The sequence below is a fragment of the Sphaerotilus montanus genome (assembly GCF_013410775.1).
Classification (GTDB): Bacteria; Pseudomonadota; Gammaproteobacteria; order Burkholderiales; family Burkholderiaceae_C; genus Sphaerotilus; species Sphaerotilus montanus.
Window position 1 is genome coordinate 187,682 of sequence record NZ_JACCFH010000001.1, and the last position, 19,556, is coordinate 207,237.

A 19,556-nucleotide genomic window follows, 5' to 3' on the forward strand; every position below is an offset into this window, starting at 1 on the left:
ACCGCCATGCCCCGCCGCCACCTGATCGCCGCCCTGCTGACGTTATGGCTGGGCCACGCGGCCGCCGCTGCGCCAGACCCGTTCGAGGGCGATCCCTACCAGTCGCACCCCTGGGTCGACATGCGCAAGGAATACCTCGGCGCGACCGCGAAAACCGTGTTCGACGACCGGGTGCAGGTGCGCGGCCCCGCGTTTGCCGAAGACCCGATGAACGTGCCGATCACGGTCTCGGTCACGAACCTGCCCGGCGTGGACCGCATCATCGTGCTGGTCGACCGCAACCCCATCCGCAAGGTGCTGGAGTACCAGCCGATGGACGCGCTGCCCAGCGTGTCCTTCCGGTTCAAGCTGGAACAGGCCAGCCCGGTGCGGGCTGCGGCGCGCACGGCCGACGGCGTCTGGCACATCGGCGGCACGCTGGTGGATTCGGCCGGCGGCGGCTGCACCGTCGCGGGTGCCACGCGCAAGGACGGCTCCTGGACGCAGACGCTGGGCATCGTCAGCGCCCGGGTGTTCGATGCGACGCCGATTCCCGGCGAGGCCGCATCGGGTTCGCGGCTGCGCCTGAAGGTGATGCACCCGATGGACACCGGCCTGGTCGGCGGCATCCCGGCGTTCTACGTCAACCGCCTGTCGGTGCGCGACGAGCGTGACCGCGAGCTGCTGCGCCTGCAGACCTTCGAGCCGGTCAGCGAGAACCCGGTGTTCTCGTTCGACTTCCCCGTCAAGCCGGCCGGCACGCTGCGCATCGTCGGCACCGACAACAACGGCAACCGCATCGACGCGAAGCTGGAGTGAGGGCATGACAAAGCAATCCCCCTCCACCTGGCTGCAGACGCTCGTGCTCGCCGTGGGTCTGGCGCTGCTGGCCGCCGTGCCGGCGCTGGTCTTCGCCGAGGCCCCGAAGGTCGATCTGGCCCGCTTCGACTACGGCCTGCGCGCCCGTGCGCTGGCCGATGGGGTCTATGTGGTCGAAGGTGCCAATGACGACTTCACGGTCGCCAACGGCTGCAACATCATCAACACCGGCTTCATCACGACCGGCGACGGCGTCGTGGTCATCAACACCGGCACCAGCCGGCGCTACGGCGAGCAGTTGCGGGCGCTGATCGCGCGCACGACGGCCGAGCCCGTGGTGCAGGTGGTGCAGCTCAACCTGCATCCCGACTACTTCCTCGGCAACCAGGGCTTCGCGGACGTGCCGCGCGCCGCCACGCCGGTGACCCGCGCCGGCGTCGCCCGCGAGGCCGCGGCCTACGAGACCAACCTCTACCGCCTCTGCGGCGACTGGATGCTGGGCACCGAAACCGTGGCGCCAGACCGGGACACCCCCGCGGCGCCGCCGAGCGGCAGCGTCTGGAAAGTCGGCCAGCGCACGTTCGAGCTGCGCGAGTTCAGCGGCCACACGGCGTCGGATCTCGTGCTGATCGACCGCACGAGCGGCGTGGCCTTTGTCGGCGGACTGGTGTTCGTGCAGCGCATCCCGACGACACCGCACGCGCAGATCGGGCCCTGGCTGCAGAGCCTGGACGCCCTCGACACCCTGAACCTGCGCACGCTGGTGCCGAGCCACGGCCCGGTGCAGACCACGCCCGAAGCCGCCCGCGACGGCATCGCGCAGACCCGGCGCTTCCTGCACTGGATCGACCAGCACTTCAGCCGCTGGGCAGCGCAGGGCTGGGAGATGAACGAGGTGCTGCGTGCACCGGTGCCGGCCGAGTTCCGGGACTGGGCGGCGTTCAGGACCGAGTACGTGCGCAATGTCGCGCACCTCTACCCGGCCTACGAGCGTCAGGTGCTCGCACCGGCCACGGGTGCCGGTTCCAGCCGCTGAGCCTTGGCCGAGCGGTAGTTCCACCACGGCAAGGCCCGCACCAGCGACAGCACCTCGCCGGCACTGTCGGCGCCGGTGTAGCCGGGCAAGGCCTGCAGCGCCGTCTGCCAGTGTTCGCCATGCAGCACCTGGCGCAGGCGCAGCACGGCGGGGTGTTCGAGCGCCTCCTTCAGGCAGACCAGGAAGTAGTCCTCGGCCACGATGGGCACGAAGTCCAGCCCGAAGGCCTGCGCCGCCGCCTCGATGCCCATGCCCGCATCGCCCACGCCGCTGGCGATGGCCGCAGCGACCGCGAGGTGGCTGTCCTCGGACGGCTCGAAGTAGGTGGTGATGGCGCTCGGCGCGACGCCGGCCTGCTGCAGCAGGTGGTCGGTCAGCAGCCGGGTCGCCGAGCCTTCCTGCCGGTTGACGAAGCGCGCCGGGCTGCCGACCAGATCGCCCAGCGTGTGCAGCCCCAGCGGATTACCGCGCGCCACCATCAGCCCCTGCGTGCGCTGCGTGCAGCCGATCAGCTTGTGCTGGCCAGGCTTGAGCAGCGGCTTGAGCGCGCGCGCGAACAGCGGTGCGGCGGTGCGGATGCGCGGCACGTGGAAGCCGGCCACCAGACAGCGCCCTTCGGCCAGCGCCCGCAGCGCGTCGATGCTGCCAGCGAAGCGCAGGTCGATGTGCAGGCGTTCGTCGGTGCTGGCGATCTCGCGCAGGCGCGGCAGCGCCAGATCGTGGCTGGCGTAGATGGTCAGCACCTGCTGCGAGCCATCAAGCGCTTCGGTGAGCACCCGCTCCAGCTCGGCGCGCAGGGCCTCGATGTGCGGCGTCATGCGGGTGCGGGCGCGGGTCTCGGCCCACAGCAGCCGCTCGGCGAACGGCGTCAGACGCGCGGGCTGGCCCTGGGTCCAGACCACGAGCGATTCGCCGATCGCCTCTTCCCACTGCTTGAGCGAGCCCCAGATATGGCGGTAGGAGGCGCCCAGCGCCTTGGCCGCCTGCTGGATGGAGCCGTGCTCGCGCACCGCGCTCAGCAGATCGAACAGGGGATTCTGGATGTCGGCGCCGCGCTGGTCAGGCGGACCGAAGGTGTACTGCAGGTGGATGCCGCGGGTTTTCATGGCCGCCACGATACCGCAGGGCCGGATCCCCCTGCGCTCAACCGCCACCGCGCTGCATGTAGAGATCGAAGTAGCGCATGAAGCGCTGGCGTGCGGCCTCGTCCACCTCCACGAAGCGGAAGCGGATGGCCAGGCGCGGCAGGCGCACCAACGCGATCTGGCGCGGCGGCAAGGCATGCCAGGCGAGCTCCAACCGGCCCGCGTCGATGGTGACCTGCGCGGTGCCGGGCGATGGCAGGGTCAGCGCATGGCCCCGCACCGCACCCGGCAGCCACGCCAGCCACTCCGCCTCGGTGCAACCCTGGTCGCGCTCGAAGGCGGCGGCGTAGTGGCCGATCACGGCTCAGCCGCCCGCGATCGGTGGCCAGATCGCCAGCACGTCGCCCTCGGCCAGCGTGCGCGTGGCGCGCTCGGCCGGGTAGACGTAGACGCCGTTGATCAGCACCAGGTGCACCAGGTTCATCGGCAGGTTGAACGGCGCGATGATGGTGGCGATGGTGGAGTCGGGTTCGATCTCCAGCGCCATCCAGTTGCTGGTGCGCCGGTCGGCCGGCAGGTAGTCGGTCAGCGAGGCGTAGAGCTTGAACGTGATCTGCACGGGGCGGACCTCAGCGCTTGCCGGCGACGAACTGGTGCTGCCCCTGCGCGCAGGCGATGTAGGCCTCCATCAGCAGGGTCGGATCGGCCATCAGCTTGTCCTTCCAATCGCCCAGACGCACCTGGCCTTCGACCAGACCGCGCATCACGCCCACGTGCTCGGTCCAGCCGATCGAGTTGCAGCCGACCATCCGGTCGCCGTCGAACTGCAGGCTCAGGTGGCGGCCGGCGGGCAGGTCGGTCAGCTCCACATGCTGGCCGCCGGGCACGCCGTCCCACTTGCCGAACGAGGCCGAGATCATGCCCAGCGTGTCGAGCACGTTGATCTGCGTGACGCCCTTGAGTTCCGCCTTCTGGCCGACCATGTTCAGCGCGGCGACCCGCGCCTGCTCGGCCGCGTTGGGCTGGATGGCGCTGACGATGGTGGTGCCGCTGACCTTGTCGAAGGCTTCGGCGCAGTCACCGGCCGCATAGATGCCGGGGACATTGGTCTGCAGGTGCTCGTCGGTCAGCACGCCGATCAGGCAGGTGATGCCCGAGTTCTGCAGGAAGCCGATGTTGGGCTTCACGCCGGTGGCGCTGATGACCAGATCGGCCTCCAGGTGCTCGCCGGTGGACAGGCGCACGGTCATCGCAGCGGCCTTGTGCGCCGGTTTCAGGCCCGCCATGTCAGCGAGCTTGTCGAGGATGCCGGGCTCGGGGCGGTTGATGGCCTCGACGCGGGCGCCGGTGTGGACCTTGACGTTCTTGGCCTCGCACCAGTCCTTGATCATGGTGCCGGCGGTCGGGCCCATCATGCGCGGCACCATGCGGTCGCCCATCTCGACGACCGTCAGCTCGACACCACGCATCGCCAGCGCTTCCATGATGATGCAGCCGATGAAACCGGCCCCCATCTGCAGCACCTTGGCGCCGGGCTGGGCGAGTTCCATGATGGCGCGCGCATCCTTCAGCGTCCAGCAGGGGTGGACACCGCGGCCGTGGATGCCGGGGATCGGCGGCGTGGCCGGCGAGGAGCCGGTGGCGATCAGCAGGCGGTCGAAGACCACCGTGGTGCCGTCGTCCAGATCGACCGCGCGGCCTTCGACATCGACGTGCTTCGCGCGGGCGCGGCGCAGCGTGATGCCCAGCTTCGCGTAGTGGTCGACGCCATGGCGCAGGTGTGTGCCTTCTTCGCCGACCTTGCCGATGAGCAGGTAGGGAATCGCCATGCGTGAATACGGCGCTTCCGGCTCGTCGCCGATGACGAGGATCTCGTCGTGCGGCGCGTGCTTGCGGATGGTTTCTGCGGCGATGATGCCGGCGGGGCCGGCGCCCAGGATCACGTGTTTCATGTCGGGTCTCTTCAAAAAACAAGGCGGTCTTCGACCGCCTTGTTGTTCAGTTCAGCACAAGCCGGTCACAGACCCAGGCGCTCGCGGGTCGCGGCCTTGAGCTGGCCGTCGCCGTCCCAGCCACGGATGTCGTAGTACTTGGGCAGCATCTCGGGCAGCTTGTTGACCAGGCCCTTGGCGGGGCCGGTCTTGGCGGGCTCTTCCAGCAGGCGCTTGGGCAGCGTGTCGTCCTTCGACGTGAAGCCGGCGCGGTTGTTGAAGTCGCGCTCCATGTTCCAGATCCGCTCGCCGATCAGGGACAGGTTCTCCAGCGTGAACTCCTCGCCGCAAGCCGCCGCGACTTGCGGCTGCACGTCGGCCAGGCCCCAGGCGAAGCTGGTGAAGATGCAGATGCCGGCCGAGTCGAATGCCGCGGTGGCGTCCTGGAAGGCCATCACGAGTTCGGGCTTGCCGTCGGCGGTCAGCGGGTCGGTCTTGACCGGGATGCCCAGCACTTCCGAGGCCACGGTGTAGCTGCGCAGGTGGCAGGCGCCACGGTTGGACGTGGCGTAGGTCAGGCCCATGCCCTGGATGCCGCGCGAGTCGTAGGCCGGGAATTCCTGGCCCTTGACGCTCATCGACAGCTCGGGGTGGCCGTACTTGGTGCACAGGCGCTTGCTGCCCTGGCCGATCTCGATGCCGAAGCCTTCGCCGCGGGCGGTGATTTCAGCGAAGTGGGCCAGTGCCTGGGCCGAGCCGAACTGGGCGTCGATGCCGAGCTGCTCCTTGGTGAGCACGCCCATCTGGTACAGCTCCATCACCGCGCCGATGGTGGCGCCGAAGGTGATCGGGTCCATGCCCTGCTCGTTGCACAGCACGTTGGCGTACTGCAGCGCGTCCAGGTCCTTCACGCCGTTGGCAGCGCCCAGTGCCCAGGCGGCTTCGTATTCCAGACCGCCCGAGGCGCCCCAGTACTGCGGCTTGTTGTCCACGGTGAAGTGGTTCTGGTCGATCTTCTGGATCCGGCCGCAGGCGATGGTGCAGCCGAAGCAGGCCTGGTTCGTCACCAGCGGCTTCTTGCCATCGGTCGCGCGCGGGGTGGCCATGGCTTCCGCACCGATGTCCTTGGCGCCTTCGAAGGCCACATCCTGGTGGTTGCGGGTGGGCAGCGCACCCATTTCGTTGATGACGCTCATCAGCACCTGGGTGCCGTAGGTCGGCAGGCCGGCGCCGGTGACGGCGTTGTCCTGCAGGATCTTCTTCTTCTCGTAGGTGACGCGCATGAACTCCTTGGGGTTGGCAATGTTGCCCACGCCCTTGGTGCCGCGCACGGCGATCGCCTTGAGGTTCTTGCTGCCCATCACGGCGCCGACGCCGGAGCGACCAGCGGCGCGGTGCAGGTCGTTCACCACGGCGGCGAACAGCACCTTGTTCTCACCGGCCAGGCCGATCGAGGACACGCGCACCAGCGGGTCCTGGTGGCCCTTCTTGATGATGCCTTCGGTCTCCCAGACCGACTTGCCCCACAGGTGGGCGGCGTCCTTCAGCTCGGCCTTGTCGTCCTCGATCGACAGGTACACCGGCTTGGCCGACGCCCCTTCGAAGATGACCATGTCCCAGCCGGCCATCTTCAGCTCGGCGCCCCAGTAGCCGCCCGAGTTCGAGCAGGCGATGGCGCCGGTCAGCGGGCCCTTGGTGACGACCGTGTAGCGGCCGCCGGTGGAGGCCATCGTGCCCGTCAGCGGACCGGTGGCCCAGATGATCTTGTTGTCGATGGACAGCGGGTCCACCTTGGCGTCGATTTCCTCGACCAGATACTTCGTGGCCAGACCACGCGAGCCGAGGTACAGCTTGGCCCAGTCCATGCGCAGCGGTTCGGACGTGACGGTGCCGGCGGTCAGATTGACGCGGAGAATTTTTCCTGCCCAAGACATGATGTGTGTGCTCCTTGTTTGGACGGATCAGGCGGCAGACTGGTTGCCCAGCTTGTCGGCCCAGGACTGCATCTTGTTCAGACCGGTCCAGTTGGAATCGATGAAGGTGATGGCGCCGGTCGGGCAAGCCTCGACGCAGGCCGGATCGCCGCCGCACAGGTCGCACTTCTGGACCTTGCCGGTTTCCTGCACGTAGTTGATCGTGCCGAAGGGGCAGGAGATCGTGCAGACCTTGCAGCCGACGCAGGTGGTGTCGTTGACGACCTTGGCGCCGGTGACCTTGTCGAGCGTGATCGCCTCCACCGGGCAGGCGTGCAGGCACCAGGCCTCGTCGCACTGCGTGCAGGTGTAGGGGACCTTCTTGCCGGTCTCGTGGAAGTCGAAGACCTTGATGCGCGACTTGGCGGGGGCGAAGACGCCGTAGTTCTCGTACGAGCAGGCCATTTCGCACTGCAGGCAACCCGTGCACTTGTCCGGGTTGATGTGAAGGCTCTTCTGCATGATGGGGGTTCTCCGCAGTCGTCCGTTGGGGGGGTACCCCGAGCGAGCACAGCGCACACCGGGGAGGGTCTATGCAATCATCTGCATATCGACCGCGCTCGGGAACCTAGGCCTAACCCTGAAAAACCCGGAATCCGCCGGGTCTTTGCTTAGGCAACGCCTATGAAGTCACCGACAGATGTACCAGCCTGACACGCACGGGCAGGTTCACCGCCCCCTCGATCGCCGCTCAACGCCCCGCGTTCGGGAAGAACAGCTGCTCCCCGCCGATCTTGTACGACGCGATCACCCCCTGCCCCACCGGCGACACCACCCAGTCCGCAAACGCCTGCGCAGCGGCCTGCTTGACATGCGGGTGCTTGGCGGGATTGACGACCATCACGCCGTACTGGTTGAACAGCGCCTTGTCGCCCTCGACGAGGACGGCCAGATCGGCACGGTTCTTGAAGGCCAGCCAGGTGCCGCGGTCGGCCAGCACATAGGCGCCGGTGGACGCCGCCATGTTCAGCGCCGGGCCCATGCCGCAGCCGCATTCCTTGTAGCCGGACGGCTTGGCCGCAGCCAGGTCGGCCCCGGCCTGCTTCCACAGCCGCAGCTCCGCCGCGTGCGTGCCGCTCTTGTCGCCCCGGGAGATGAACGAGGCCTTGGCCGCGGCGACGCGCAGCAGCGCCTCGGCGATGTTGCCGCCCTTGGCCTTGGCCGGATCGCTGGCCGGACCGATCAGCACGAAGTCGTTGTACATGACGGCCTGCCGCTTCAGGCCCCAGCCGTCGGCGACGAACTTCTCCTCGGCCACCTGGTCGTGGACAAACACCACGTCGGCATCCCCGCGGCGCGCCATGTCCAGCGCCTGCCCCGTGCCGACCGCGACGACGCGGACGTCGATGCCACTGGCCTGCCTGAACGCCGGCAGCAGGTGGCCGAACAGGCCGGACTGGTCGGTCGAGGTGGTCGAGGCCATCACGATGGACTTGTCCTGGGCCTGCACGGTGGCCGCCGGCAGGACCAGTGCCATCGTCAGGGTCGCCATCGTGGTGAAGGCAAGGCGTCGTTTCAGGTCCACGGCAATTCTCCTTTGAGGAACTGCGCCGCCTCAGGTGGCAGCGCGTCGTTGAAAAACTGGTCCACCGGCCGGTCCACCACCAGGCGCCCGGCTTCGAGATAGGCCACCCGGGTGGCCAGGCGCTTGACCTGCCCGAGGTTGTGCGTGCTCATCACCAGCGTCATGCCGGCACGTGCGAAGTCGTCGATCAGCGCCTCGACCTCGCGCTTGGCACTCGGGTCGAGGCTGGCGGTCGGCTCGTCGAGGAAGAGGATGTCGGGCTGCAGCGCCCAGGCCCGCGCCAGCGCCAGCCGCTGCTGCTGGCCACCGGACAAGGCGCGCGCAGGGCGGTCCGCTGTCGCCTGCAGGCCCACCCGCGTCAGTGCATCCAGCCCGCGGGTGCGCCGCGCCGCCCGCGGCACGCCACCCAGCCACAGCGCCAGCATCAGGTTGCGCCACACCGACAGGTGCAGCAGAAAGGGCCGCTGGAACAGCATCGCCGCGACCGGCCACCGCCCGGAGCCGCGCAGCCGGTGCAGTTCACGCCGGCCTTCGCTCGGCGGCAGCAGGCCGTTGAGCACCCGCAGCAGCGTCGTCTTGCCGGAACCGTTGGCACCGACCAGCGCCAGCCGGTCGCCGCGGCGCAGTTGCAGCCCGACGTCGCGCAGCGCCGTCACCGCACCGAAGCGCACCGTGGCGCCGTCGAGCGTCAGCAGTGTCTCGGTCGCGGGCATCGTCGTCACGCCAGCGCCTCCTGCGGTGCACCGCCACGCCACTGCACCAGCCCGATGACCAGATTGATGATGCCGACCACACCCAGCAGCACCAGGCCCAGTGCCAGCGCCAGCGGCAGATCGCCCTTGCTGGTCTCCAGCGCGATGGCGGTGGTCATCACGCGGGTGATGCCGTCGATGTTGCCGCCGACGATCATCACCGCGCCCACCTCGGCCACCGCCCGGCCGAACGCCGTCAGCAGCACCGTCAGCACCGCAAAACGCTGGTGCAGCAGCAGCAGCAGCGCCGACAGCAGCGGGCCGGCGCCCATCGAGCGCAGCTGGTCGCCTCCTTCGCGCAGGCCGTCGAGCACCAGCCGCCGGGACAGCGCCGTGATCAGCGGCAGGATGAGGATGCTCTGCGCGATCACCATCGCCGTCGGCGTGAACAGGATGCCCAGCGCACCCAGCGGCCCGGAGCGCGACAGCAGCAGATAGACCGACAGCCCCACCACCACCGAAGGCAGCGCCAGCAGCGTGTTGAGTGCCCAGATGACGACACGGTGGCCGGGAAAGGTCGCCACCGCCAGCCACGCCCCGAGCGCCAGCCCGACCACGGCACCCAGCGCACAGGCCACCGCGCTGACCTGCAGCGACAGGCCAGCGATGGAGAACAGCGCGGTATCGGCCTCGGCGATCAGGCGCAGCGCAGTGGCGAAACTCTCGGAGACGGTGGACATGGCGGCGCGATTCTGTCGCCGGATCACCGCGCTGGCGATATGTCGGCGCTTGCATAGAGACCCACCCCAAGGGCGCGGGCCCGTGCAGGCGCGGCCACTATGATCAGTGCCAATCCCTGAACCCACCGTCCCTGCCCACCATGTCGGAACTCGGCCCTTCTCCCCTCTCCACCGGCAATGACCAGCTCAGCGTCGAGGCCGCCCGCGCCGCCATCGCCGCCGCGCTGCACCCCATCACCGAAACCGAAACCCTGCCACTGACTGCGGCGCTGGGCCGCATCCTCGGTGCGGACATCGTCTCGCCGATCAGCGTGCCCGCGCACGACAACTCGGCGATGGACGGCTACGCGCTGCGCGGCAGCGACCTGCGGGCCGACGCCGACACGGTGCTGACCGTCACGGGCACGGTCCACGCCGGCGACGTGCCCGACTTCGAGACGGCGACGGGGCAGTGCGTGCGGATCATGACCGGCGCGGTGATGCCGGCGGGACTGGACACCGTCGTGCCGCAGGAACTCTGCCGCGCCGCCGACGGCGTGGTGCACATCGCTGCGGGCACGGTCCGCCCGGGCGACAACCGCCGCCTGCAGGGCGAAGACCTGCGCGCTGGTCACCCCGCGCTCACCGCCGGCCAGCGGCTGCGCCCGGCCGACCTGGGGCTGATCGCGTCGCTGGGCATCGGCGAGGTCACCGTGCGGCGCCGGCTGCGGGTGGCGCTGTTCTCCACCGGCAACGAGTTGCGCACGCTCGGCCAGCCGCTGGACGCCGGCTGCATCTACGACAGCAACCGCTACAGCCTGATGGGGGCGCTGGCGCGGCTGGACGTGGAGATCATCGACCTGGGCCTCGTGCGCGACGACCCGGCCGCACTGGCCGCCACCCTCGACGAGGCGATCGCCCGGGCCGACGTGGTGCTGACCAGCGGGGGGGTCAGCGTGGGCGATGCCGACTACACGAAGGACCTGCTGGCCAGCCGCGGCGACGTGGCGTTCTGGAAGGTGGCGATGCGCCCGGGCCGGCCCTTCGCGTTCGGGCCGCTGCACCGCGGCGAGGGCCGCACACCCGCCTGGCTGTTTGCACTGCCGGGCAATCCCGTGGCCGCGCTGGTGACGTTCTACGCCTTTGCCCGCGACGGACTGCTGCAGCTGGCGGGGGCGAAACCGCAGCCATTGCCGGCGCTGCGCGCACGCTGCACCACCGCCATCCGCAAGCGCCCGGGCCGCACCGAATTCCAGCGCGGCATCGTCAGCCCTGGCGTGGACGGCCAGTGGGAAGTGCGCCTGACCGGCACCCAGGGCGCTGGCGTGCTGCGCAGCATGAGCGAAGCCAATGCACTGGTCGTGCTCGGCCACGCGCAGACCTCGGTGGCCGCAGGCGACGCGGTGGACGTCTGGCTGTTCGACGGACTGGTCTGAGTGCACCGCGGCCGGCGGAGCAGTTTTCGGGGAAGTGTTGTCTCCTGGTACACCAGCCCCCGGAGTTACCCGCACCGCGAACCCCGACCCGGTACGGCGAGCTAGTAGGATCCCCAAGGTTTCCTAGCACAGGCGAGGTGGCACATTTGTTGCCCGGGAATAGCTCCCGAACGGCATCTGTTCCAGCCGTTGTGACATCCACCTCACTGAGGAGACCAACCATGCAGAAGAAACTGTTGAGCTTGCTGGTGTGCGCCGGCCTGGCGTCCATGGCCCAGGCCGCCGTGACCGATCAGATGATCGAGAACGACGCCAAGTCCACCGGCGACGTGCTGAGCTGGGGCATCGGCCAGCAAGGCCAGCGCTACTCCCCGCTCAAGCAGATCAACCCCTCGACCATCAGCAAGCTGGTGCCGGCGTGGAGCTTCTCCTTCGGCGGTGAAAAGCAGCGCGGTCAGGAATCGCAGCCGGTGATCCACAACGGCAAGATGTTCGTGACGGCGTCCTACTCGCGCATCTTCGCGCTCGACGCCAAGTCTGGCGCCAAGCTGTGGAAGTACGAGCACCGTCTGCCCGACGGCATCATGCCCTGCTGCGACGTGATCAACCGCGGTGCCGCCCTGTATGACAACCTCGTCATCTTCGCCACGCTGGACGCGCAGCTTGTCGCGCTGAACCAGGACACCGGTGAAGTCGTCTGGAAGGAAAAGATCGACGACTACGCCGCTGGCTACTCCGCCTCGGCCGCTCCGCTGATCGCCGAAGGCCTGCTGCTGACCGGCGTGTCGGGCGGCGAGTTCGGCATCGTCGGCCGTGTCGAGGCCCGCAACCCGAAGACCGGCGCGCTGGTCTGGGTGCGCCCGACGGTCGAAGGCCACATGGGCTACAAGTACGACAAGGACGGCAACAAGACCGAAAACGGCATCTCCGGCGAACAGGGCAAGACCTGGCCGGGCGACCTGTGGAAAACCGGCGGCGCAGCGACCTGGCTGGGTGGCACCTACAACGCGAAGACCGGCATGGCCTACTTCGGTGCCGGCAACCCCGCGCCGTGGAACAGCCACCTGCGCAAGGGCGACAACCTGTTCTCGACCTCGACCGTCGCCATCGACGTGAAGACCGGCCAGATCAAGTGGCACTACCAGAACACGCCGAACGACGGCTGGGACTATGACGGCGTCAACGAGTTCATCACGTACGACGAAGGCGGCCAGATCCTCGGCGGCAAGGCCGACCGCAACGGCTTCTTCTATGTGAACGACGCCAAGACCGGCAAGCTGGTCAACGCCTTCCCGTTCGTCAAGAAGATCACCTGGGCCACCGGCATCGACCTGAAGACGGGCCGTCCGAACTTCGTGCCGGAAAACCGCCCTGGCGACCCGACGCAGGGCGCCGATGGCAAGAAGGGCACCTCGACCTTCGTCGCCCCGTCGTTCCTGGGCGGCAAGAACCAGATGCCGATGGCCTACTCGCCCGACACGAAGCTGTTCTACGTGCCGGCCAACGAGTGGGGCATGGAAATCTGGAACGAGCCGATCAGCTACAAGAAGGGTGCCGCCTACCTGGGCGCCGGCTTCACGATCAAGACGCTGGGTGACGGCCCCATCGGCGCCCTGCGCGCCGTGGATCCGAAGACCGGCAAGATCGTCTGGGAAGCCCCGAACAACGCCCCGCTGTGGGGTGGTGTGCTGACCACCGGCGGCAACCTGGTGTTCTGGGGAACGCCGGAAGGCTACCTGCAGGCGGCCGACGCCAAGACCGGCAAGATCGTCTGGAAGTTCCAGACCGGTTCGGGCGTCGTGGCCCCGCCGGTCACCTGGAGCGAAGGCGGCGAGCAGTACGTCGCCGTGGCCTCCGGCTGGGGCGGCGCCGTCCCGCTGTGGGGTGGCGACGTGGCCAAGAAGGTCAGCTTCCTCGAACAGGGTGGCTCGGTGTGGGTGTTCAAGCTCGCCAAGTGAGCTGAATCCCGCCGACTCCGAAGCCCCGCCCTGGCGGGGCTTTTTTCATGGGTTCACCGGTTCACGGGCGCTGCACCAGGGCGGTCAGCGCCTCCACCCCGACCGGCGCGACCGCCTGCCACGGCACGACACAGGTCATCCGGCTGGACAGGCCCTCGGCGATGCGCGCCATCTGCCGGCGCTCGCCCGCCAGCCGCCCGGCCAGCAGCGGGTCGGTCGTGCCCGAGGCCAGCAGGCTGCGGTTGAGCACCCAGGCCGCCGGCTCGATATGGGCGCGGCGCAGGTCGTCCTGCAGCGCCGCGGCCTGCGACACCGGCGTCGACTCCGGCAGCGTCACCAGCACGATGCGCGTGTAGCTGCCGTCCTGCAGCCGCATCATCGGCGTGACGATGTGGCTGCCCGAGGTGCCTTCGAATTCGCGCACCATCTGCCGGTGGTACGCACCCGTGGCGTCCATCAGCAGCAGCGAGTGGCCGGTCGGCGCCGTGTCGAGCACGACGAAGGCGCTGCGCGCTTCGCTGACGATGCGCGAGAAGGCATGGAAGACGGCGACCTCCTCGGTGCAAGGGGATTTCAGGTCTTCGCGCAGCAGCGCCAGTCCCGCCGCGTCCAGATCCTTGCCCCGCGCCGCCAGGATCTTGTCGGTGTAGCGCTGCGTCTCGGCCTGCGGGTCGATGCGGTCCACGCGCAGGCCGTCGAGCTGCCCGTCCAGCGTCGAGGCCAGGTGGGCGGCCGGGTCGGTGGTGCTCAGGTGGACGGTGTGGCCGCGCTGCACGAGGGCCACGGCGAGCGCGGCGGCGATGGTCGTCTTGCCGACACCGCCCTTGCCCATCACCATGATCAGCCCGCGGCCGGGCGCTGTGAGGTCGTCGACCAGATCGGCCAGCGGATGCCAGGTCGCCTCGCCCTGCCCCGCCTCGGTCAACGCAGGCGCTGGTCCCGCCACGTCGGGCCGCAGCAAGGCCCGCAGCGCCGGCAGCCCCACCGTGTCAAACGGCCGCAGCGGTACCCGGTCACTCGGCAGCGCGCGCAACACCTCTGGCATCGCCGCCAGCGCCTGCGCACCCTGCGCCTCGACCGCCTGCGCCACCGCGTCATCGCGCTGGCTGGCGTGGAACACACCGTTGATCGCCAGCCGCTGGTGCCCGAGCCCGAGTTCGGCCAGTTCCACCGACGTGCGCGCCGCCTCGGCGATGGCGCCCGTCTCGGGCCGCGTGACCAGCACCACCGTGGTCAGCGCCGCGTCGCCCAGCGTCTGCAGCGCCTGACGGAAGCGCACTTCCTGCATCTTCAGCCCCGAGTGCGGCCCGAGGCAGGACGCGCCGCGGTCGTTGCCGGCCAGGAAGCCGGTCCACGCCTTCGGCAGGCTGAGCAGGCGCAGCGTGTGGCCGGTCGGCGCGGTGTCGAAGACGATGTGCTCGTAGCCCTCGCCGCCGCCGGCCAGCAGTGCGGTGAACTCGTCGAACGCGGCGATCTCGGTGGTGCAGGCACCCGAGAGCTGCTCGCGCACCGTGGCGCGCTCGGCGTCATCGGCCTCGGCGCCCATCTGGTCGATCACGCGGGCGCGGTAGGCCTCGGCCGCCGCCTGCGGATCGATGTTGAGCACCGACAGGCCCGGCGCACCCGGCACCGGCACCGGCGTGTTGCGCAGCGGGATGCCCAGCATCTCGTCGAGGTTGGACGCCGCGTCCGTGCTCACCAGCAGCACCCGCCGGCCCGCGTCCGCCAGCGCCAGCGCGCAGGCCGTGGACAGCGAGGTCTTGCCCACGCCGCCCTTGCCGGTGAAGAACAGGTGGCGCGTCGGGGCCTGCAGCAGGCCAAGATCGGGAAGAGAAGTGGCGGTGGTCATGGACAGGCCTTTCGAGGAGTCAGGTCCATCTTGCGCCTGAAGCCACCACGCCGACCTTGCGCCGCATCAGCGGTATAACGCCAGCCTCCACCATCCCACGAGAGCACACCCCATGAAAGCCATCTGGAACGGCACCACCGTGGCCGAAAGCGACGACACCGTCGTCATCGAAGGCAACCACTACTTCCCGCCCGAGTCGCTGCGCCAGGACTGCGTGCTGTCGAGCAACCACCGCACCATGTGCTCGTGGAAAGGCGAGGCGCGTTACCTGAGCCTGTTCGTCAACGGCGAGGTGAACCCGGATGCGGTCTGGTTCTATCCGGACCCGAAGGAAGCAGCGGCCGAGATCAAGGGCCGCGTGGCGTTCTGGAAGGGTGTGCGCGTCACGGAGTGACCGCGCGCAGCAGGCCGATCTCGACCGCTTGCCGCCGGTGGCGCTCGACCTCGGCGCGCACATGCGCCGACAGGCTCGACCCGATGACACCAGCGTCCACCGGCTGCAGCCCGAGCCGCTCCAGCCGGGCGCGGTGGTCCTCGCGGCCTTGCACCTCGGCCAGCCGCCGGGCCACCTCGGCGACGACGCCTGCGGGCGTGCGGGCGCTGGTGTAGACCCCGCGCAGGATCGGCCACTGCACATCCACCCCCTGCTCCCGCGCGGTCGGCACCTTCGCCAGCGGCCCCGGCAACCGCGCCGCCGACAGCACCGCCAGCACCCGCAGCGGCGCGCCCTGCTGCAGTTGCTGCACCACCTCGGCGGCGTCGCCGGTGAGCACTTGCACATGGCGGCCAGCCAGCGCCTGCATCGCGTCACCGCCACCCTCGAACGCCACCAGCCGCATCGCGCGCGGCCCGACCCCCGCCGCGCGGGCGAGCAGTGCCGCTTTCATCCAGTCCTGGCTGCCGATGGTGCCGCCCGCGGCGAAGGCGATCGAGGCGGGCTGCGCCTTCAGGGTCTCCAGCAGCGCCGGCAGGTCTTTCCACGGCGCGTCGCGGTGGACCACGACCACGCCATGGTCGACCGCCAGTGCCGCGACCCACTGCACCGCCTCGGCGCCACGCCGCCCGAAGCGCCCCTGCGCCAGGTTGAGCAGCGTGCCGCTGGAGAACGCGATCAGCTCTGCGCCACCAGGGCTGACGGGACGGGCATCGCGCACCACCTCGTCGAACACCAGCGCGCCGATGCCGCCCGGCTGGTAGACGATCGGCAGCGCCGGGATCAGCGGCTGCAGCGCCTCGCGCACCAGCTGGCACGTGAGGTCGAAACCGCCGCCCGGCTTGGCCGGCGCGATGCAGCGCGACACCTGGGCGGTGGCCGGTGAAACACTGCCAGCCGCCAGCAGCACAGCCGCGGCGCACAGGCCCCAGTACTTCCGCAAATTCATGGCGACTCCTCGTGCACCGGGACACCGGCGCCATTCAAGGTCACGCGCAATCCCGTGCCGTCGTGGCCGGGCTGCATGGTCAGTGTGCCGCCGTGGCGCTCGATCACGGCACGCGCGATCGACAGGCCCAGGCCCGATCCGCGGCTGCCACGCCCCTTGACGAAACGCTCGCCGAGCCGCCGGGCCACCGCAGGATCAAGCCCCGGTCCGTCGTCGACCACCCCGAGCGACCAGCCGCCATCCGCCACCGCATGCGCTTCGACCGTGACCTGACCACCCGCCCGGCCATGCACGAGCGCGTTGTGGGCCAGGTTCATCAATGCTTCGCGCAACTGGACCCGGTCTCCGAGCGCCACCGCGGCGCCTGACTCGGGCGCCTCGACGCCGAAGTCCAGCCCCGCCGCCCGCGCCTGGGGCAGCAGCGTCAGCGCTACCTCGCGCGCCAGCTCGCCCAGGTCGAACGGCTCCCGTACCAAGCGGCCGGCGTCGGCCCGTGCCAGCACCAGCAGCTGCTGCGTGGCGCGCGTGGCGTGGTCCAGCTCGCGCGACAGCGCCTGCAACGCTTCATGCACACGCTGCGGATCGGGCTCCCGCAGCGCGTAGTCGAGCTGCGCCCGCAGCGTCGTCAGCGGCGTGCGCAACTGGTGCGAGGCGTCGTCGACGAACTGGCGGCGCTGCGTGACCAGCGCCCCGGTGCGGGCGAGCTGGGCGTTGATCGTGGCCACCAGCGGCTGCAGGTCGGCGGGCAAGTCCTCGGCCGGCAGCGGGCGCAGGTCCTCGGCGGTGCGGTCCCGGGTCGCGTCCACGAGCCGCTGCACCGGCCGCAGCGCCCACGCCGACACCCCCATCACCGCCAGCGCCAGCAGCCCGAGCAGCGAGGCGTCGCGCCACAGCGCCTGCCGGACGAACGCGCGGGTGAACCGCTCGCGGGCGACCGTGCCCTCGGCGACCTGGATCAGCACCGTGCGGGCGTCCCCGACCGGGGGATCGAGCGGCCGCTGGTAGGCGCCGACCCGCACCGCCTCGCCAAAATACCTGGCGTCGTAGAACACGGGCTCCCCCGCCTTCAATGCCAGTGTCGGCGGTGGCAAGGGCAGGTCCGGCGAACCGATCTCGACCAGCCCGTTGTCGGTGGCGACGCGGTAATGGACCGGGCCATCGCCCGCGAGCTGGAAGAACTCGAACAGCGCATACGGCTGCTCGACCGACAGCCCGCCCGAGGCGGTCGAGACACTCAGGTCCAGCCCCTTGATCGCACCGAACAGCGAGCGGTCGTAGGCGGCGTCGGCGGCCTGCTCCGCCTGCTGGCGCGTGAGCCACAGGCCGACCGCCAGCGCCAGCGCCATGCCCGGCAGCAGCAGCCCGAGCAGCCGCGCCTTAAGCGTCGCGCCGCGGAAGGGCCACCGGATCGGGATCGGGATCGGGTTCCAGCGCATAGCCGAGTCCGCGGTAGGTCTGGATGCGCACGCCGCCGCCGTCGAGCCGCCTGCGCAGCCGGTGCATCAGCACGTCGAGCGCGCCGGCCTGCACCTCGTCCTCGTCGCCGAAGACGCGGTCCACGAGCTGCTGGCGCGACATCGGCTCGCCGCTGCGCACGACCAGCGCGCGCAGCAGGCTGTGCTCGCGCGGCGAGAGCTGCATCACCTCGTCGCCGAGCGTGAACTGGCGCAGCACGGTGTCGAACTGCAGCGGCCCACAGGCCAGCCGCGGGCGCTCGCTGCCCCGGGCGCGGCGGATCAGCGCGGTCAGCCGCGCCTCCAGTTCCGCCAGCGCGAAGGGCTTGGGCAGGAAATCGTCGGCACCCTCGTTGAGCGTGCCGACCCGCTCGGCCAGCGAATCGCGGGCAGTCAGGATGAGCACCGGCACCGAGACGCCGCCGGCCCGCAGCCGCTTGAGCACCTCGTGGCCACCCCGACCGGGCAGGCCGAGGTCGAGCACCAGCGCGTCGTAGTCGCCGTCCCGCGCGGCCTGCTCGGCGATGCGGCCGTCGTCGTGCCAGTCGACCTGGAAGCCGGACTGCGCCAGCGCGCGGCTCAGCCACTCGCCGAGGCCGTGTTCGTCTTCTGCCAGCAGGATGCGCATGGGCCGATTATCCGGTCGCGGCCAACCTGGACTGAAAGGTGTTTGAGAGGTTCGCGCGCGCAACATGCCTGGGCTCGAACCACAAGGAGACAACCCATGACACACCCCCTCACCCTCGACCGCCGCCGGCTGCTGCAGCTCGGCGCCGGTGCCGCCGCTGGCCTCGCCACACCGCTGCTGCATGCGCAGTCCGCCTGGCCGTCGAAGGCGATCCGCTTCGTCGTGCCGTTCGCACCGGGCGGCAGCTCGGAAATCATCGCGCGTGCCACCGCCGTCGAGATGGGCAAGCTCCTCGGCCAGTCGGTGTACGTGGACAACCGCCCCGGTGCCGCGGGCAACGTCGCGATGGGCGAAGTCGCCCGCGCCGAGGACCAGCACACCATCATCCTGGGCCACATCGGCACGCTGGCGGTCAACCCGTACATCTTCGACAAGCTGCCCTACGACACGGCCAAGGACTTCCGCCCGGTGTCGCTGCTGGCGAAGGTGCCGAGCCTGTACCTCGTCCACCCGGACCTGCCGGTGCGCAACATGGCCGAGTTCGTCGCCCATGCGAAGAAGAACCCCGGCAAGCTCAACTACGGCTCTGCGGGCAACGGCAGCGCCGGGCACCTGGCGATGGAGTACCTGAAGATCGCTTCGGGCACCTTCATCACCCACGTGCCCTACCGCGGCACCGGCCCGATGCTGACCGACCTGATCGCCGGGCGGCTGGACGCGGCCTCGATCGGCGCGGCGGCGGTGCTGCAGTTCATCCGCACCGGCAAGCTGCGCTGCATCGCCACCGGCACGACCAAGCGCATCGCGCAACTGCCCGACGTGCCGACCGTGGCCGAGCAGGGTTTCCCGGGTTTCGAGATGACGCAGTGGTACGGACTGAACGTGCCGGCCAACATGCCGCAGGCGTCCATCGACAAGCTCGCGGCAGCCGCGGCCAAGGCGATCAACGAACCCGCCACGGTGGAGCGACTGGCCCACGACGCCGCCATCGCGGTGGGCAGCACGCCAGCCGACTACGCCAAGTTCATCGAGGCGGAGCAGAAGCGGTGGAAGCCGGTGATTGCGCGGGCGAAGATCAAGCCTGACTGAG

General features: G+C 69.7%; 19 protein-coding genes. 6 read left to right on the top strand and 13 right to left on the bottom strand.

The window, feature by feature from the left end; translation table 11 throughout:
* Window positions 1-6: 6 nt before the first annotated feature.
* Both BDD16_RS00870 and BDD16_RS00875 read left to right on the top strand, forming a co-directional pair.
* Window positions 7-798 carry a quinoprotein dehydrogenase-associated SoxYZ-like carrier gene (locus BDD16_RS00870; protein ID WP_179632156.1) on the top strand — a complete coding sequence of 264 codons (792 nt, stop codon included), beginning with the start codon at window positions 7-9 and terminating at the stop codon, window positions 796-798.
* A 4-nt stretch (window positions 799-802) separates the two neighbouring features.
* Window positions 803-1,834 (top strand): quinoprotein relay system zinc metallohydrolase 1, encoded by a 1,032-nt coding sequence (locus tag BDD16_RS00875; RefSeq protein ID WP_179632158.1) that lies wholly within the window; start codon window positions 803-805, stop codon window positions 1,832-1,834.
* Here the strand turns inward: BDD16_RS00875 and BDD16_RS00880 are convergent.
* From BDD16_RS00880 to BDD16_RS00920, 9 genes are all read right to left on the bottom strand, one after another.
* The gene (locus BDD16_RS00880; protein ID WP_179632160.1) at window positions 1,792-2,940 is read right to left on the bottom strand and encodes a substrate-binding domain-containing protein; all 1,149 of its coding nucleotides are present in this window, start codon (window positions 2,938-2,940) and stop codon (window positions 1,792-1,794) included. The two genes, BDD16_RS00875 and BDD16_RS00880, sit on opposite strands and share 43 nt — an antisense overlap.
* 37 nt (window positions 2,941-2,977) lie before the next feature.
* Window positions 2,978-3,280, bottom strand: a complete 303-nt coding sequence (locus BDD16_RS00885; RefSeq protein WP_179632162.1) for a hypothetical protein — start codon at window positions 3,278-3,280, stop codon at window positions 2,978-2,980.
* 3 nt (window positions 3,281-3,283) lie between these two features.
* Window positions 3,284-3,538, bottom strand: coding sequence for a sulfur carrier protein ThiS (gene thiS / locus BDD16_RS00890; protein ID WP_179632164.1), 255 nt, complete (start codon window positions 3,536-3,538; stop codon window positions 3,284-3,286).
* Between the two features lie 10 nt (window positions 3,539-3,548).
* Window positions 3,549-4,871 (bottom strand): NAD(P)/FAD-dependent oxidoreductase, encoded by a 1,323-nt coding sequence (locus BDD16_RS00895; protein ID WP_179632166.1) that lies wholly within the window; start codon window positions 4,869-4,871, stop codon window positions 3,549-3,551.
* Window positions 4,872-4,936: 65 nt separating this feature from the next.
* Window positions 4,937-6,784, bottom strand: coding sequence for an aldehyde ferredoxin oxidoreductase family protein (locus tag BDD16_RS00900; RefSeq protein ID WP_179632168.1), 1,848 nt, complete (start codon window positions 6,782-6,784; stop codon window positions 4,937-4,939).
* Between the two features lie 27 nt (window positions 6,785-6,811).
* Window positions 6,812-7,285 carry a 4Fe-4S dicluster domain-containing protein gene (locus tag BDD16_RS00905; RefSeq protein WP_179632170.1) on the bottom strand — a complete coding sequence of 158 codons (474 nt, stop codon included), beginning with the start codon at window positions 7,283-7,285 and terminating at the stop codon, window positions 6,812-6,814.
* Between the two features lie 229 nt (window positions 7,286-7,514).
* Window positions 7,515-8,300 carry an ABC transporter substrate-binding protein gene (locus BDD16_RS00910; RefSeq protein WP_246332651.1) on the bottom strand — a complete coding sequence of 262 codons (786 nt, stop codon included), beginning with the start codon at window positions 8,298-8,300 and terminating at the stop codon, window positions 7,515-7,517.
* A gap of 38 nt (window positions 8,301-8,338) precedes the next feature.
* A complete protein-coding gene (locus BDD16_RS00915) occupies window positions 8,339-9,061 on the bottom strand; it encodes an ABC transporter ATP-binding protein (protein ID WP_179635938.1) in 723 nt (240 codons plus the stop codon).
* A gap of 5 nt (window positions 9,062-9,066) precedes the next feature.
* Entirely contained in the window at window positions 9,067-9,780 is a 714-nt protein-coding gene (locus BDD16_RS00920; protein ID WP_179632172.1) for an ABC transporter permease, read from the bottom strand.
* A 116-nt stretch (window positions 9,781-9,896) separates the two neighbouring features.
* On the opposite strand from BDD16_RS00920, the gene moeA reads away from it, so the two are divergent.
* Both moeA and BDD16_RS00930 read left to right on the top strand, forming a co-directional pair.
* Window positions 9,897-11,195: a molybdopterin molybdotransferase MoeA gene (moeA, locus tag BDD16_RS00925; RefSeq protein WP_375139091.1), complete on the top strand. Its 1,299-nt coding sequence runs from the start codon at window positions 9,897-9,899 to the stop codon at window positions 11,193-11,195.
* Window positions 11,196-11,416: 221 nt separating this feature from the next.
* The gene (locus BDD16_RS00930; protein WP_179632176.1) at window positions 11,417-13,153 is read left to right on the top strand and encodes a PQQ-dependent methanol/ethanol family dehydrogenase; all 1,737 of its coding nucleotides are present in this window, start codon (window positions 11,417-11,419) and stop codon (window positions 13,151-13,153) included.
* Between the two features lie 61 nt (window positions 13,154-13,214).
* Here the strand turns inward: BDD16_RS00930 and arsA are convergent, their stop codons facing one another.
* A complete protein-coding gene (gene arsA, locus BDD16_RS00935; RefSeq protein ID WP_179632178.1) occupies window positions 13,215-15,002 on the bottom strand; it encodes an arsenical pump-driving ATPase in 1,788 nt (595 codons plus the stop codon).
* Between the two features lie 112 nt (window positions 15,003-15,114).
* Between arsA and BDD16_RS00940 the strand changes: the two genes are divergently transcribed.
* A complete protein-coding gene (locus BDD16_RS00940) occupies window positions 15,115-15,396 on the top strand; it encodes a DUF427 domain-containing protein (protein WP_179632180.1) in 282 nt (93 codons plus the stop codon).
* Here BDD16_RS00940 and BDD16_RS00945 read toward each other — a convergent pair.
* The 3 genes from BDD16_RS00945 to BDD16_RS00955 are packed head-to-tail and all read right to left on the bottom strand — an operon-like array spanning window position 15,386 to window position 18,466.
* The gene (locus BDD16_RS00945) at window positions 15,386-16,384 is read right to left on the bottom strand and encodes a tripartite tricarboxylate transporter substrate binding protein (RefSeq protein ID WP_179632182.1); all 999 of its coding nucleotides are present in this window, start codon (window positions 16,382-16,384) and stop codon (window positions 15,386-15,388) included. The two genes, BDD16_RS00940 and BDD16_RS00945, sit on opposite strands and share 11 nt — an antisense overlap.
* Window positions 16,381-17,820, bottom strand: a complete 1,440-nt coding sequence (locus BDD16_RS00950; RefSeq protein WP_246332437.1) for a sensor histidine kinase — start codon at window positions 17,818-17,820, stop codon at window positions 16,381-16,383. The genes BDD16_RS00945 and BDD16_RS00950 overlap by 4 nt, the downstream gene beginning before the upstream one ends.
* Entirely contained in the window at window positions 17,762-18,466 is a 705-nt protein-coding gene (locus tag BDD16_RS00955; protein WP_179632184.1) for a response regulator, read from the bottom strand. Before BDD16_RS00955 ends, BDD16_RS00950 begins: the two co-directional genes overlap by 59 nt.
* Before the next feature lie 96 nt (window positions 18,467-18,562).
* On the opposite strand from BDD16_RS00955, the gene BDD16_RS00960 reads away from it, so the two are divergent.
* Window positions 18,563-19,555, top strand: coding sequence for a Bug family tripartite tricarboxylate transporter substrate binding protein (locus BDD16_RS00960; RefSeq protein ID WP_179632186.1), 993 nt, complete (start codon window positions 18,563-18,565; stop codon window positions 19,553-19,555).
* Window position 19,556: the final 1 nt, after the last annotated feature.